This is a genomic window from Streptomyces sp. NPDC042102 (genome assembly GCF_055582305.1).
Genome location: NZ_JBVJDL010000003.1, coordinates 299,769 through 313,447 on the forward strand (window position 1 = coordinate 299,769; position 13,679 = coordinate 313,447).

At 72.8% G+C, this 13,679-nt stretch carries 12 protein-coding genes; 8 read left to right on the forward strand and 4 right to left on the reverse strand.

The features are described from left to right. Window positions 1–21: 21 nt before the first annotated feature. From guaA to ACZ6KO_RS14700, 4 genes are all read left to right on the forward strand, one after another. On the forward strand, window positions 22–1,602 hold the full coding sequence (guaA, locus tag ACZ6KO_RS14685) for a glutamine-hydrolyzing GMP synthase (protein WP_469304342.1): 1,581 nt from the start codon (window positions 22–24) through the stop codon (window positions 1,600–1,602). Window positions 1,603–1,776: 174 nt separating this feature from the next. After that, window positions 1,777–2,634 carry a class II aldolase/adducin family protein gene (locus ACZ6KO_RS14690; RefSeq protein WP_469304343.1) on the forward strand — a complete coding sequence of 286 codons (858 nt, stop codon included), beginning with the start codon at window positions 1,777–1,779 and terminating at the stop codon, window positions 2,632–2,634. A gap of 122 nt (window positions 2,635–2,756) precedes the next feature. Beyond that, complete coding sequence (locus ACZ6KO_RS14695; RefSeq protein ID WP_469304344.1) at window positions 2,757–4,022, forward strand: hypothetical protein; 1,266 nt, start codon at window positions 2,757–2,759, stop codon at window positions 4,020–4,022. 18 nt (window positions 4,023–4,040) lie between these two features. Further along, the gene (locus ACZ6KO_RS14700) at window positions 4,041–4,556 is read left to right on the forward strand and encodes a DoxX family protein (protein ID WP_469304345.1); all 516 of its coding nucleotides are present in this window, start codon (window positions 4,041–4,043) and stop codon (window positions 4,554–4,556) included. On the opposite strand, the gene ACZ6KO_RS14705 is transcribed toward ACZ6KO_RS14700, so the two are convergent. After that, entirely contained in the window at window positions 4,490–4,726 is a 237-nt protein-coding gene (locus ACZ6KO_RS14705) for a hypothetical protein (RefSeq protein ID WP_469304346.1), read from the reverse strand. The two genes, ACZ6KO_RS14700 and ACZ6KO_RS14705, sit on opposite strands and share 67 nt — an antisense overlap. Continuing rightward, a complete protein-coding gene (locus tag ACZ6KO_RS14710; protein WP_469304347.1) occupies window positions 4,713–6,011 on the reverse strand; it encodes a PspC domain-containing protein in 1,299 nt (432 codons plus the stop codon). The genes ACZ6KO_RS14705 and ACZ6KO_RS14710 overlap by 14 nt, the downstream gene beginning before the upstream one ends. A 129-nt stretch (window positions 6,012–6,140) precedes the next feature. On the opposite strand from ACZ6KO_RS14710, the gene ACZ6KO_RS14715 reads away from it, so the two are divergent. The 3 genes from ACZ6KO_RS14715 to ACZ6KO_RS14725 all read left to right on the forward strand — a co-directional run bounded on the left by ACZ6KO_RS14715 (window position 6,141) and on the right by ACZ6KO_RS14725 (window position 9,380). Continuing rightward, entirely contained in the window at window positions 6,141–7,433 is a 1,293-nt protein-coding gene (locus ACZ6KO_RS14715) for an ATP-binding protein (protein WP_469304348.1), read from the forward strand. Further along, a complete protein-coding gene (locus ACZ6KO_RS14720; protein WP_469304349.1) occupies window positions 7,430–8,137 on the forward strand; it encodes a LuxR C-terminal-related transcriptional regulator in 708 nt (235 codons plus the stop codon). Before ACZ6KO_RS14715 ends, ACZ6KO_RS14720 begins: the two co-directional genes overlap by 4 nt. A 139-nt stretch (window positions 8,138–8,276) precedes the next feature. After that, on the forward strand, window positions 8,277–9,380 hold the full coding sequence (locus ACZ6KO_RS14725; protein WP_469304350.1) for an alpha/beta hydrolase: 1,104 nt from the start codon (window positions 8,277–8,279) through the stop codon (window positions 9,378–9,380). Between the two features lie 43 nt (window positions 9,381–9,423). On the opposite strand, the gene ACZ6KO_RS14730 is transcribed toward ACZ6KO_RS14725, so the two are convergent. Further along, on the reverse strand, window positions 9,424–10,506 hold the full coding sequence (locus ACZ6KO_RS14730) for a C40 family peptidase (RefSeq protein WP_469304351.1): 1,083 nt from the start codon (window positions 10,504–10,506) through the stop codon (window positions 9,424–9,426). A gap of 137 nt (window positions 10,507–10,643) precedes the next feature. Continuing rightward, complete coding sequence (locus ACZ6KO_RS14735) at window positions 10,644–10,997, reverse strand: hypothetical protein (RefSeq protein WP_469304352.1); 354 nt, start codon at window positions 10,995–10,997, stop codon at window positions 10,644–10,646. Between the two features lie 131 nt (window positions 10,998–11,128). Between ACZ6KO_RS14735 and pcrA the strand changes: the two genes are divergently transcribed. Further along, on the forward strand, window positions 11,129–13,660 hold the full coding sequence (gene pcrA, locus ACZ6KO_RS14740) for a DNA helicase PcrA (protein ID WP_469304353.1): 2,532 nt from the start codon (window positions 11,129–11,131) through the stop codon (window positions 13,658–13,660). Window positions 13,661–13,679: the final 19 nt, after the last annotated feature.

Sequence of the window (13,679 nt, forward strand, 5' to 3'; positions counted from 1 at the left end):
TTTCCGCCGGAAGGCCGCCCCGTGCCAGTAGCACCCACCGCCGCACCGGACGTCGTCCTCGTTGTCGACTTCGGCGCGCAGTATGCCCAGCTCATCGCCCGCCGCGTCCGTGAGGCCCGGGTCTACAGCGAGATCGTGCCCAGCACGATGCCCGTGGCCGAGATGCTGGCCAAGAACCCCAAGGCGATCATCCTCTCCGGCGGCCCGTCCTCCGTGTACGAGGAGGGCGCCCCGCAGCTGGACCGCTCCCTCTTCGAGGCCGGGATCCCCGTCTTCGGCATGTGCTACGGCTTCCAGCTGATGGCCACCACCCTCGGCGGCACCGTCGACAACACCGGCGCCCGCGAGTACGGCCGTACCCCGCTGAGCGTCTCCAAGTCGGGCTCCACCCTGTTCGAGGGCACCCCCGAGCACCAGTCGGTGTGGATGTCGCACGGCGACGCCTGCTCCGCCGCCCCCGAGGGCTTCACCGTCACCGCCTCGACGAACGTCGTGCCGGTCGCGGCCTTCGAGAACGACGAGAAGCGGCTGTACGGCGTCCAGTACCACCCCGAGGTCATGCACTCCACGCACGGCCAGCAGGTCCTGGAGCACTTCCTCTACCGCGGGGCCGGCCTGGAGCCCACCTGGACCACCGGCAACATCGTCGAGGAGCAGATCGCGGCCATCCGCGAGCAGGTCGGCGACAAGCGCGCCATCTGCGGCCTGTCCGGCGGCGTGGACTCCGCGGTCGCCGCGGCCCTGGTGCAGAAGGCCATCGGATCCCAGCTGACCTGCGTCTACGTCGACCACGGCCTGATGCGCAAGGGCGAGACCGAGCAGGTCGAGAAGGACTTCGTCGCCGCGACCGGTGTCCAGCTGAAGGTCGTCGACGCGCAGGAGCGATTCCTCACCGCGCTCAAGGGTGTCTCGGACCCCGAGGAGAAGCGGAAGATCATCGGCCGCGAGTTCATCCGCGTCTTCGAGCAGGCCCAGGCCGAGATCATCGCCGAGGCCCCCGACGAGACCCCGGTCGAGTTCCTGGTCCAGGGCACCCTGTACCCGGACGTCGTCGAGTCCGGCGGCGGCACCGGCACCGCGAACATCAAGTCCCACCACAACGTCGGCGGCCTGCCCGAGGACCTGGAGTTCCAGCTCGTCGAGCCGCTGCGCCAGCTGTTCAAGGACGAGGTCCGCATGGTCGGCCAGGAGCTCGGCCTGCCGGACGAGATCGTCCAGCGCCAGCCCTTCCCCGGCCCGGGCCTGGGCATCCGGATCGTCGGCGAGGTCACCAAGGAGCGCCTGGACCTGCTGCGCGAGGCCGACGCCATCGCGCGCGCCGAGCTCACCGCGGCCGGCCTGGACCGCGAGATCTGGCAGTGCCCGGTCGTCCTGCTCGCTGACGTCCGCAGCGTCGGCGTCCAGGGCGACGGCCGCACCTACGGCCACCCCGTGGTGCTGCGCCCGGTCTCGTCCGAGGACGCGATGACCGCCGACTGGACGCGCATGCCGTACGAGGTGCTCGCCCGGATCTCGACCCGCATCACCAACGAGGTCCCGGACGTGAACCGTGTGGTCCTGGACTGCACCTCCAAGCCCCCGGGCACCATCGAGTGGGAGTAGGCCCCGGGGCCCCGCGACAGGGCCCTCCCCGCCTTCCGACCGCGGCCGTGCCGCCGTCCCGTGACCCACGGGGCGGCGGCACGGCCGTTCGGCGTCCGCGCGGCTCTGTTCTCCTCGGGCGGGCCGAAGTACGGTGCGCGCCGACGACGCCGTGGGGCGGGGGAGGGGCGGGCCATGACCGACGAGAGGGCCGGGAGCACGGCACCGGGCGGGGCACCGGATACGGCACCGGATGCGGCGGGCGGGGCACCGGGCGCGCCGGGCGGGCGGCCGGCGCCGGCGCCGGCGCCGGTACCGGTGGAGCGGCTCGCCCTGGACCTGCCGCCCCGCTTCGAGAGCCCCGCGCAGGAGCGCGCCCACCTGAAGGAACGATTGGCCGCAGCGCTGCGGCTGTTCGCGGAGCTCGGGTACGAGGAGGGTGTGGCGGGCCACCTCACCGCGAGGGACCCGGAGTATAGCGACTGTTACTGGGTCAATCCGTTCGGCCGCTCTTTCACCCGTATGACGGCCGGGGACCTCGTCCTGGTCGACGGGGACGGCCGCGTGGTGCGGGGCGGACGCCGCGTGAACCAGCTCGCGTTCGCCGTCCACGCCGCCGTCCACCGGGCCCGGCCCGCCGTCGTGGCCGTCGCCCACAGCCCCACTCCGTACGGCACGGCGCTCGCCGCCCTCGGCGATCCGCTCGCCCCGCTCAGCGAGGACGCCTGCGCCTTCTACGAGGACCACGCGGTGCTCCCGGGCTACGCAGACACGGCCGACGCGGCCCGGATCGCCCGTGCGCTGGGACCGCGCAAGGCCCTCGTCCTGCCCGGCCGCGGCCTGCTGACCGTGGGGGATTCCGTCGACGCCGCCGCCTGGTGGCTGATCGCGATGGAGCGCGCCGCCCGGGTCCAGCTGATCGCGCGGGCGGCCGGGAAACCGGCCGCGATGGACCACCACGAGGCCGTGGCCGTCCGCGAAAGGTTCGGCACGGACCTGGCCGCCTGGGTCAACTGCCAGCCGCTCCTGCAGCGCGTGACGTCAACATCATGAACCGCTAATCACCTGCTCTGACATCGTGCGCAAACCGGAGCACTGCCGCAGTGGTGCACAATTCGCGGCATTGCCCGGTACTTGCACGGTAGTAGCACGGTAGTGAGAGAGGCGGCACGCACGTGGCTGTCCAAGAGATCCACCGAAGTACGCACGGCGGCGGCTGCACCTGCGACGACTGCCCGCACGGCGCCCGCGAGGGCCACCGGCGCGCCGTCACCGCCTTCCTGGAACGGCGCGACGCACTCGCCGCCGGCCAGGGCCTGCCCGCCGCCGTGGCCCGCTCGGCCGGCGCCTCCCGGCAGTGGGTCTCCGACGAACTGACCGTCTCCGCCCGCACCGTCGCCGACCGCGGCCGCGAGGCCGGCCACTCCTGGCTGCACGTCCTGTCACGGCGGGCCGTCCTCGCCGTGTGGATCGCCGCCGGGGTGCTGCTGCTGGTCCAGGTCGGCACCGCCCTCGGCACCGGCTGGAGCGCCGCCCGGACCGCCGGCCTGCTCGCCGCCGTGGTCCTGGCGGGCCTGCTCACCGTCGCCGCCCGGGCCCAGACCGTCCGGGGCGGGCTGCTCGCGCCGCTGGTCGGCGAGGACAACCGGCTCTCCACCTCCAAGGCGGTGGCCGGCGCCTGGCTGCTGCTGACCGCGTTCGCGGCGCTGCTGCCCGCCGTCCGGCTGGCCGCCTCCACACCCGGCACGGACCGGACCGCCCTGTTCGCGGGCCTGGACCTGTGGCGGGCGGTGCCGCTGCTCACCGTCGTCGCGCTGACCTCCGGGGTCGCGGTGCTCGTACGGCGCGTGGTGTCCGTACGGATCATGGGCCAGCGGCTGCAGAAGCTGCCCGCCGACCGGCCGCGCGGCGCCGACCTGCTCACCGACGACGCCGGGCGCGGCAGCTTCTCCGACGCCCAGTACGTGCTGGTCTCCACCGTGGTGCTGGCCTTCGCGGTCGTGTCGCTGGCCCGCTTCCCCGACCGGCTGCCGCGGCTGCCGTGGGCGCTGGCACTGCTGGTGGCCCTGTCGGCGGCGGTCTACCTCGCGGCCAAGTACGCCGAGGGCAGCCGTCCGCTGGTGCTGTCGGTGGTCCGTACCCGCGAGCCCGGTGACCTGGACGCGGCCATCCGCACCGGCGACGACATCGAGATCCGGGGCGTCGGCTTCCTGCCGCCCGGCGCGGGCACCCCGGAGATGCTGGCCCGCCTCGTGGTGCGGATCGGCGCGGTGCACGTGCACGTGCCGCTGGTGCCGGTGGCGGGGGGCTTCAGCAACCCGTCCGACACGGTGCTGACCGTGCCGGTACCGGTCGATGTGGAACCCGGCCGGGTCGACATCCAGGTCGTCACGGCGGCCGGGGTGGAATCCAACCGCTGCACCATCGACGTCGGTGAGTGACCGGGGTAGACATGGGACGTGAATCTCACTGATCTCAGGGACCGCGCGACCCGGCACGCGCTGCTGCCGCTGCGCCTCTTCCTCGGCGTGACCTTCGTCTACGCGGGTCTGGACAAGCTGACCGACTCCGCGTTCCTCTCCGCCTCGGGCACCGGCTCGATCGGCGAGACCATGCAGGGGGTGCGGGACAGCTCAGCCGTTCCGGCCCTGGTCGACCTGGCCCTGCAGGCCCCCGCCGGCTTCGGCGCGGCGATCGCCGTCGGGGAACTCCTGGTGGGGCTCGCCACCCTGCTGGGACTGTTCGCCCGGGTGGCGGCCGCCGGCGGTGCGCTGATCTCGCTGAGCCTGTGGCTCACCGTGAGCTGGCAGGTCACGCCCTACTACTACGGCAACGATCTGATCTATCTGATGGCCTGGCTGCCGTTGATCATGGCGGGGGCGGCCGCCCCCTCCCTGGATGCCATGCTTCAGGACGGATCGCTCCCGTGGCTGGACCGGCTGATCCCGTCGCGCCGGTCGCGCCGTACGGCGTAGGTGACGATGCCCAGCAGGGTGGCGAGCGAGAGCCCGCCCATCGTCATCGGGATCACCACGAACCACGGCACGTCCGCCTCGCCGCCCGCGTCGAGCAGATAGAGCACGCCCGCCGTCAGCAGGACCAGCCCCGCCAGCAGCCGTCCCGGCTGGAACTCATGACGCCGCACGGGCCACCTCCACCTGTCCCACGCCCGTCTTCAGGCGCAACTCGATCGTCCCGCCGGCCTCGGTGCCGGCAGCGGGCTTCAGGGTCGTGTGCTGACTGTGCCTGCCCAGGTGCTCGAGCCGGTCCGCACGCTCACCGGGCAGCTGTACGTCGCCCACTCGTATCTCGATGCCGGCCCGGGCCGTGACCTCGCGCGGCACGATCACCTTGAGCTTGCCCGCGTCGAGCGAGGCGCCGACCGCGACGGTGGTGCCCCGGGGGACGTCGAGGCGGCTGAGGTCCAAGATCGCGTACCCGTTGGACGCGTCGTAGCTCGGGCGCAGCTCGGCCACGGACGCCGGGCGCCAGGTCACCTCGCGCCATTCGGTGCCGATGTCCCGCGGCAGCGCGGCCGCCCCCGCCAGCAGGCCGGCGGTGACCACCGACAGCACGACGGTGCCGAACCCGGTGCGGCCCGTGAACGAACTGACGGCCAGTCCGAGACCGAACACCGCCAGGGCGGCCGCCAGTCCCACCTGGAGGGCGTGGCCCAGCGGCTGGCCGTGCCACACGGAGGCCGTGGCGGCCGCCCCGGCGAGGACGGCGAGCACGAAGACCCGGCCGCCGATCCCGCCGCCCCGCGCCCGGTACGGCCGCGGCTGCGGACTCCGCCCGGCGCCGGCGCCGTGCCGGTCCGCCGTACCGGCCTCCTCCGGACCCCACAGGTAGCCCGTGGGGGAGTGACCGGTGGTGCCGTCCTTGACCAACGGGTCCCGCCACCACGAAGGGCTGCCCGGCACGGGTGGCGCCTGGGTCTCCGGCGGCGCCTCGGCCGCCCGTATGTGCGCGGCGTCCGGCTCGCTCTCGGCGGCCGGGCGCCGGCCGCCGCGGCGCCGCTGCGCCCAGTGGACCGCGGCGCCGACGGCGACCACCGACAGCACGGTGAAACCGGACGTCGCGCCGTTGTTCAGCAGCGACAGGAACAGCGCGCAGCCCACCAGCGAGGCCAGCAGCGCGGCCAGCGTGCCGCCTTCCACCCGGCCGGTCAGCAGCTTCTTCGCCTCGTTCTCCTCCTCGCCCTCCAGCGGCACCAGCAGCCAGGCGAAGCCGTAGAAGATCAGACCGACGCCCCCCGTCACCGTCAGCACCGCGAGCACGATCCGGAATATGACCGGGTCGAGGTCGAAGTGCCGCCCCAGGCCGCCGCACACGCCCGCGACGACGGTGTTGCGCCTGCTGCGGCGCAGCGTCGGACGGTCGAGCGGCGGCGCGGGGTCCGCCGGCGGGGAGGCGTGCAGATCGGTCATGGCTCCATGGTGACCGGCCGCCACGTGCTAAGGAATCCGGCTCTACCCTGGCGCAACCCTGATATCCCCCCGGAAGAACTGGGGGGATGCCCTGATGTCCCCGGCGCCCCCGCGTGTGACCCTGGGGTCATGTCCGCAGTCGCCGCACCCCGTATCCCGCACGCCCCCGAGTCCGAGGAACCCGCGCCGCGCAAGCTCTACCGCAGCGCCGAGGGCCGGATGCTCGGCGGAGTCGCGCGCGGCCTGGCCGGGCACCTCGGGGTGCCGGTGATCTGGGTCCGGCTCGCCTTCCTGGGCATGTTCATGTTCGGCGACGGCCTCGGGGTGCTGCTCTACGCCGCGTTCTGGGTGTTCGTACCGCTCGGCCAGGGCGGCCGCACCACCGAGCGGTCCTTCTTCGAGACGCTCGCCGACGGCACGCGCAGGCTGCGCAAACCCGAGCGCGGCCAGGTCGTCGCCCTGGTCGTGCTGTTCGTCGGCGTCGGCATCTGGATCTCGCGCATCCAGCTCGGCGGCGAGACCGGTCGCTACGTGTGGCCCACCCTGCTCGTCGGCGCCGGCGTGGTCCTGGTGTGGCGGCAGGCCGACAACGCCCGCCGGGCGCACTGGACGGCGGCCGCGGGCCGGCACGGCCGGCTGTTCCAGGTGGCCCGCGCCCTCGCCGGCGTCGCCCTCGTCGGCGTGGGCCTGACCGTCTTCATCGTCGTCCGCGGCTCCGCCGCCCAGCTCGGCAACATGCTCACCGCCACCCTCGCCGTCCTCGTCGGCGTCGCGCTGCTGGCCGGACCCTGGCTGATCCGGATGACCCAGGACCTCTCCGAGGAGCGCCTCATGCGCATCCGCGCCCAGGAGCGCGCCGAGGTCGCCGCCCACGTCCACGACTCCGTGCTGCACACGCTCACCCTGATCCAGCGCAACGCCGAGGACGTCGGCGAGGTGCGGCGGTTGGCCCGCGCGCAGGAGCGGGAGCTGCGCAACTGGCTGTACAAGCCCGAGGGCACCGGCAAGGAGGAGGCGGAGGAGCCCGCCACCCTCGCCGAGGCCGTCAAGAAGGCCGCCGCCGAGGTCGAGGACCACCACGGCGTCCCGATCGAGATCGTCGTCGTCGGCGACTGCCCCCTCGACGAGAAGCTGACCGCACAGGTCCAGGCCGCGCGCGAGGCGATGGTCAACGCCGCCAAGTACGGTGGCGAGGGGGGACCGGTACAGGTCTACGCCGAGGTGGAGGGGCGGACGGTGTTCGTGTCCGTACGGGACCGGGGGCCGGGCTTCGACATCGACGCGGTACCCGACGACCGCATGGGCGTACGAGAATCGATCATCGGCCGGATGCAGCGCAACGGCGGGACCGCGCGACTGCGGTCGGCGCCCGACGGTGGCACGGAAGTCGAGCTGGAGATGGAGAGGGCGAGCGGAACATGAGCGAAGAGGCTGCACACCAGGACGTGACCGGGGCCGGGGGCGGCCGGCGGGTCCGCGTGGTCCTCGTCGACGACCACCGCATGTTCCGTACGGGCGTCCAGGCCGAGATCGGCGAGACCGCGCGGACCGGCGTCGAGGTGGTCGGCGAGGCCGCCGACGTGGACCAGGCGGTCACCGTCATCACCGCCACCCGCCCCGAGGTGGTCCTGCTCGACGTGCACCTGCCCGGCGGCGGCGGGGTCGAGGTGCTGCGGCGCTGCGCCCCGCTGATGGCGGCGGCCGAGGACCCGGTGCGGTTCCTGGCCCTGTCGGTGTCGGACGCCGCCGAGGACGTCATCGGGGTCATCCGGGGCGGCGCGCGCGGGTACGTCACCAAGACGATCACGGGCACGGACCTGGTCGATTCGGTCTTCCGGGTGCAGGACGGGGACGCGGTCTTCTCCCCGCGGCTGGCGGGCTTCGTGCTGGACGCGTTCGCCTCGACCGACGCGCCGCCGGTCGACGAGGACCTCGACCGGCTCACGCAGCGCGAGCGGGAAGTGCTCCGGCTGATCGCGCGCGGCTACGCGTACAAGGAGATCGCCAAGCAGCTCTTCATCTCCGTCAAGACGGTCGAGTCGCACGTCTCGGCGGTGCTGCGCAAGCTCCAGCTGTCCAACCGGCACGAGCTGACGCGCTGGGCGACCGCGCGTCGGCTGGTCTGAGGTCTCCGCGACCGGGTCCGGGCCGGTCGGGTCCGGGCCGGGTCGTGCCGGTCCGCCCCGGTCCGGTAGCGGCGTTGTGACGCACGTCGCGGAAAACCGGGGCAACCCGGGCGGTCGGCGCACCCTCTAGGGGTGCGTGATGAGCTTGACCGGGACTCCTGTGTTCGTGGCGGCGGCCGCGCTGGCCGCGGCCGCCGTCGTCCTGCCGCTCGTGCTGTGGAGCAGGGTGCGCGGCCCGGCCGTCGTCCGCGGCGTGACCCGCTGCCTGATGGTCGTCTTCGCGCAGGCCACGGCGATCGCCCTGGTCTTCATCGGGATCAACCGGACCGAGAACTTCTACGCCTCCTGGGACGACCTGATGGGCACCGGTGACTACGTCACCGCCGCCAACGACCTCGGCCCCGACGGGCTCGGCGGCCGAAAGATCGACGCGCAGCCCAAGGTCCGGCAGGAGTTCACGCCCGTCGCCGAACTGGGCGGACGGGTCCAGCGGACCGAGCTGGACGGCAAGATCTCCGGGGTCAAGGGCGAGGTCTTCGTCTGGCTGCCGCCGCAGTACGACGACCCGGCCTGGAAGGACAAGAAGTTCCCCGTCGTCGAGCTGATCCCGGGCATGCCGGGCACGGGGAAGTCCTGGTTCCAGGGGCTCAAGGTGCACGAGACCCTGGAACCGCTGATGAAGAGCGGACGGATCCAGCCGTTCGTGCTCGTCTCGCCCCGCACCATGCTGCTGGGCAACACCGACACCGGCTGCGCCAACATCCCCGGCAAGGTCAACGCCGACAGCTGGCTCAGCGTGGACGTCCGCAAGATGGTCACCGACAACTTCCGGGTCGCGGGCGAGGCCCGGTCCTGGGCCGTCGCGGGCTACTCCGCCGGCGCCTACTGCTCCGCCAAGCTGGCGATCGCCCACCCCGACCGCTACACCGCCGCCCTCTCCCTCTCCGGCTACAACGACCCCGGCCAGGAGCCGGCCTCGCTGGTCGCCCAGGACCCCGAACTGCGCCGCACCCACAACCTGGTCGCACTCCTGAAGGACGCGCCCACGCCGCCCCCGGTCTCCCTGTGGATCTCCGGGGCCCAGGCCGACGGCTACACCGCGGGGCAGGAGCTCCAGCAGGCGGCGAAGCAGCCGACCCTGGTGCACGCCGAGAAGGTCACGGGCGGCCACAACATCGAGACCTGGGTCCGCCAGCTCCCGCAGACCTTCACCTGGCTGAGCGCCCAGCTCAAGACGGGCTAGGCGGGCCAGGGGGCTAGAGGACCAGAGGGCTGGGGGGCCGGACCTACGCGGGGCGGCTGGCGCCCGCCCAGGGCATGGAGTCGATCGGGGCGATGCGGACCGTCGAGCCGGGGCGCGGGGCGTGGATCATCTGCCCGTTGCCGATGTAGAGGCCGACGTGGGTCACGCCGGAGTAGAAGAAGACCAGGTCACCGGGGGCCAGCTGGCTCCTGGCGACCCGGCGGCCGGCGTTGATCTGGGTGTAGGTGGTGCGCGGCAGGGACACCCCGGCCGAGCGCCAGGCCGCCTGGGTCAGCCCCGAGCAGTCGAAGGAGCCCGGCCCCGTCGCGCCCCATACGTACGGCTTGCCGATCGCCCCGTGCGCGAACGCCACCGCGCGGGCCGCGCGCGAGCCGTCGGCGGGCGGCGGGGCCTGGCTCGGACGGGCGCCGGCGGAGCCGGAGACGGGGGCGCCGGGGGCGGCGGCCGGAACGGCGGGGCCCGCGTCGGGGTCCTCGGCCTCGTACCGGGCCCGCTCCTCGGCGGTGAGCCGGGCCAGCACCCGCCGGGCGGCCTCCAGCTTGCCCTCGATCACCGACTTGTGGCGGGCGAGCTCGTCCTGCCGGGCGCGCAGCTCGGCGAGCCGGCCGGACGCCTGGTCGCGCAGCCCCCTGACCTCCTCCAGGCCCCGGCGCACGGAGGCCAGCCCGGCGGTGCTGCGGTCGCCGGCCCGGGACATCAGGGCCGCGCCGGCGAGGTACTCCTGCGGGTCGTCGGCGAGCGCGAGCCGGACCGCGGGGCCCAGGCCCCCCGAGCGGTACTGCGAGGCGGCGAGCGAACCGAGTGCGGCGCGGGCGGTGTTGAGGCGGTCGGTCCTGCGAGCAGCCTGGTCCTGCAGGTCGGTCAGCGCGCGCTGGGCCTCGTCGGCCTTCTCCTTCGCCCCGTTGTAGCGCTCGGTGGCCTCTTCGGCCTCCCCGTACAGCCGGTCCACCTCCGCCTTGACCTGCGACGGCGTCGGGCGGGGGTCGGCCTGGGAGGCGCCTTCGAACGCGGTGGCGGATGCAGCGCCCGCGAGGGCGAGGGTGGCGGCGGTGCGGACCGTGCCGCCGGAGAGCGGGCGCTGCCTGGGCTTTCGATGACTGGCCACGCGGGCCTCACGTCCTTCCCCTGGTCGCTGATCGACTCGCCGGTCGACTCGCTGGTCGCCGGGTCCTGGGGGAGGACGCTAAACCCGAAGGTAACGGGATCCGGCCGGGATGATCCGAAGTGACCGGATCTGACCGGTCAGCGCCAGAGAACGGCGATGAAGATGTTGGCGATGGTCAGTCCGCCGACCGCGCCGAACAGGGCCTTGTCGACCCGCTCGTCGTCGCGCTTGACGTAGACGAGCGCCAGGATCACGAAGAGCACGGCCAGCTTCACGCCGATCTTGACGTGGTTGAGGGTGCCGCCGTCCATCTCACGCAGGCCCACCAGGACCACGCCCGTCACCAGCATGGTCAGGGCGCCGTGCAGCATGCCGGGGGTGAAGCGGGCCTGACCTGCGCCCATCGCCTTCATCTGGCCGAGGAAGCCCCCGAGCAGGGCGGCGATGCCGATGATGTGCAGACCGACGAAGAGAGGGATGAGAACGCTCATGCGAGCGAGCGTACGGGGTGGCTCCGGACGCCGATTTCCCGGGGGCGGGGCCGCCTGATTCCGGGGGCGGGGCCGCCAGTTTTCCAGGGGCGGGGCTGCCTGTCGGTCCGGCCCCCTAGACTCGGAAGGCGATGAGCAGCCTCTTTGACGACAGTTTCCTGGCGGACCTCACTCCCTCCGACGAGGAGCCCCCGCCGCCGCCCGAGGAGTACGCCCCGGAAGCCGGCGCGGACGACCTCTTCGAGGGGCACTTCGACGCGCCCATGAGCGGTGACGCGTACTACCGCGACGGTTCCGCCCGGCCCGTCATCGACCCGGCGGCCCTGCTCGACGGGCTGAACGAGCAGCAGCGCGCCGCGGTCGTGCACGCCGGCTCGCCGCTGCTCATCGTGGCCGGCGCCGGCTCGGGCAAGACCCGCGTGCTCACCCACCGGATCGGCCACCTCCTGGCCGCCCGGGGCGTCCACCCCGGCCAGATCCTCGCGATCACCTTCACCAACAAGGCCGCCGGTGAGATGAAGGAGCGCGTCGAGGGCCTGGTCGGCCCGCGCGCGGGCGCCATGTGGGTGTCCACCTTCCACAGCGCGTGCGTGCGCATCCTGCGCCGCGAGTCCAAGCGGCTCGGCTTCACCTCGTCCTTCTCGATCTACGACGCGGCCGACTCCAAGCGGCTCATGGCGCTGGTCTGCCGCGACCTGGACCTCGACCCCAAGAAGTTCCCGCCGAAGTCCTTCAACGCCAAGATCTCCAACCTCAAGAACGAGCTGATCGACGAGGACGCCTTCGCCGGCCAGGCCGCCGACGGCTTTGAGAAGACCCTGGCCCAGGCGTACGCGATGTACCAGGCGCGGCTGCGCGAGGCCAACGCGCTGGACTTCGACGACATCATCATGACCACGGTGCACCTGCTCCAGGCCTTCCCGGACGTCGCCGAGCACTACCGGCGCCGCTTCCGGCACGTCCTGGTCGACGAGTACCAGGACACCAACCACGCGCAGTACACGCTCGTACGCGAACTGGTCGGGCCCGGGTACGACGACCTGCCCCCCGCCGAGCTGTGCGTGGTCGGTGACGCGGACCAGTCGATCTACGCCTTCCGCGGCGCGACGATCCGCAACATCCTCCAGTTCGAGGAGGACTACAAGGACGCGACGACGATCCTGCTGGAGCAGAACTACCGCTCCACCCAGACGATCCTGTCCGCGGCCAACGCCGTCATCGAGCGCAACGAGAACCGCCGCGCCAAGAACCTGTGGACCGACGCCGGCACCGGCACCGTGATCACCGGGTACGTGGCCGACACCGAGCACGACGAGGCCCAGTTCGTCGCCGACGAGATCGACCGGCTGACGGACGCGGGCGACGCGAAGGCCGGCGACGTGGCGATCTTCTACCGGACGAACGCGCAGTCGCGCGTCTTCGAGGAGATCTTCATCCGCGTCGGCCTGCCCTACAAGGTCGTCGGCGGGGTCCGTTTCTACGAGCGCAAGGAGGTCCGGGACGTCCTGGCCTACCTGCGGGTGCTGGCCAACCCCGAGGACAACGTTCCGCTGCGCCGGATCCTGAACGTGCCCAAGCGCGGCATCGGCGAGCGCGCGGAGGCGATGATCGACGCCCTCGCGCTGCGCGAGAAGATCACCTTCCCGCAGGCCCTGCGGCGCGTCGACGAGGCGTACGGGATGGCCGCACGCTCCACCAACGCCGTCAAGCGGTTCAACGTGCTGATGGAGGAGCTGCGGACGATCGTCGATTCGGGCGCGGGCCCGGCGGTGGTGCTGGAGGCCGTACTGGAGCGGACGGGCTACCTGGCCGAGCTCCAGGCCTCCACCGACCCGCAGGACGAGACGCGGATCGAGAACCTCCAGGAACTGGCCGCCGTGGCCCTGGAGTTCGAGCAGGCGCGCAGCGAGGACACCGGGACGTCACCGGCCGCCGCCGCGGGCGGCACCCTGGCCGAATTCCTGGAGCAGGTCGCGCTCGTCGCCGACTCCGACCAGATCCCGGACGAGGACACCGACGGCTCGGGCGTCATCACGCTGATGACCCTGCACACCGCCAAGGGCCTGGAGTTCCCGGTGGTCTTCCTGACCGGCATGGAGGACGGGGTCTTCCCGCACATGCGGGCGCTGGGGCAGACCAAGGAGCTGGAGGAGGAACGCCGGCTGGCGTACGTCGGCATCACGCGCGCCCGGGAGCGGCTGTACCTGACGCGCTCGGCGATGCGCAGCGCGTGGGGGACGCCCTCCTACAATCCGCCGTCGCGGTTCCTGGAGGAGATCCCGGACCAGTACCTGCGGTGGAAGCGCACGGGCGCGCAGAAGCCAGCGGGTCCCGTCTCGGGCGGGCGCGGCTTCGGGCCGGGCTCCCGGTCGGGCTCCGGTTCCGGTTCCGGTTCCGGGAAGTCGTCGTTCGGTACGTCGCCCGAGGCGTTCCTGTCGTCGTCGCGTACGAAGGCCGGGCCGTCCGGGTTCGCCACGCGGCGGGCCGCCGACAAGCCGGTCGTCGCGCTGGCGGTCGGGGACCGGGTCACGCACGACCAGTTCGGGCTGGGCACGGTGACCGAGGTCAAGGGGTCGGGTGCGGACGCGCAGGCCACGATCGACTTCGGGGACGCCAAGCCCAAGCGGCTGCTGCTGCGGTACGCGCCGGTGCAGAAGCTGTAGGGACGGGCAGGAGCGGTGG

Excerpts from the sequence above, each read along its gene's own strand:
- ACZ6KO_RS14690 (WP_469304343.1), top strand. The coding sequence starts at position 1,777 with ATGACCGACGAGAGGGCCGGGAGCACGGCACCGGGCGGGGCACCGGAT.
- ACZ6KO_RS14710 (WP_469304347.1), bottom strand. The coding sequence starts at position 6,011 with ATGACCGATCTGCACGCCTCCCCGCCGGCGGACCCCGCGCCGCCGCTC.
- ACZ6KO_RS14715 (WP_469304348.1), top strand. The coding sequence starts at position 6,141 with ATGTCCGCAGTCGCCGCACCCCGTATCCCGCACGCCCCCGAGTCCGAG.
- ACZ6KO_RS14720 (WP_469304349.1), top strand. The coding sequence starts at position 7,430 with ATGAGCGAAGAGGCTGCACACCAGGACGTGACCGGGGCCGGGGGCGGC.
- ACZ6KO_RS14725 (WP_469304350.1), top strand. The coding sequence starts at position 8,277 with ATGAGCTTGACCGGGACTCCTGTGTTCGTGGCGGCGGCCGCGCTGGCC.
- ACZ6KO_RS14735 (WP_469304352.1), bottom strand. The coding sequence starts at position 10,997 with ATGAGCGTTCTCATCCCTCTCTTCGTCGGTCTGCACATCATCGGCATC.
- pcrA (WP_469304353.1), top strand. The coding sequence starts at position 11,129 with ATGAGCAGCCTCTTTGACGACAGTTTCCTGGCGGACCTCACTCCCTCC.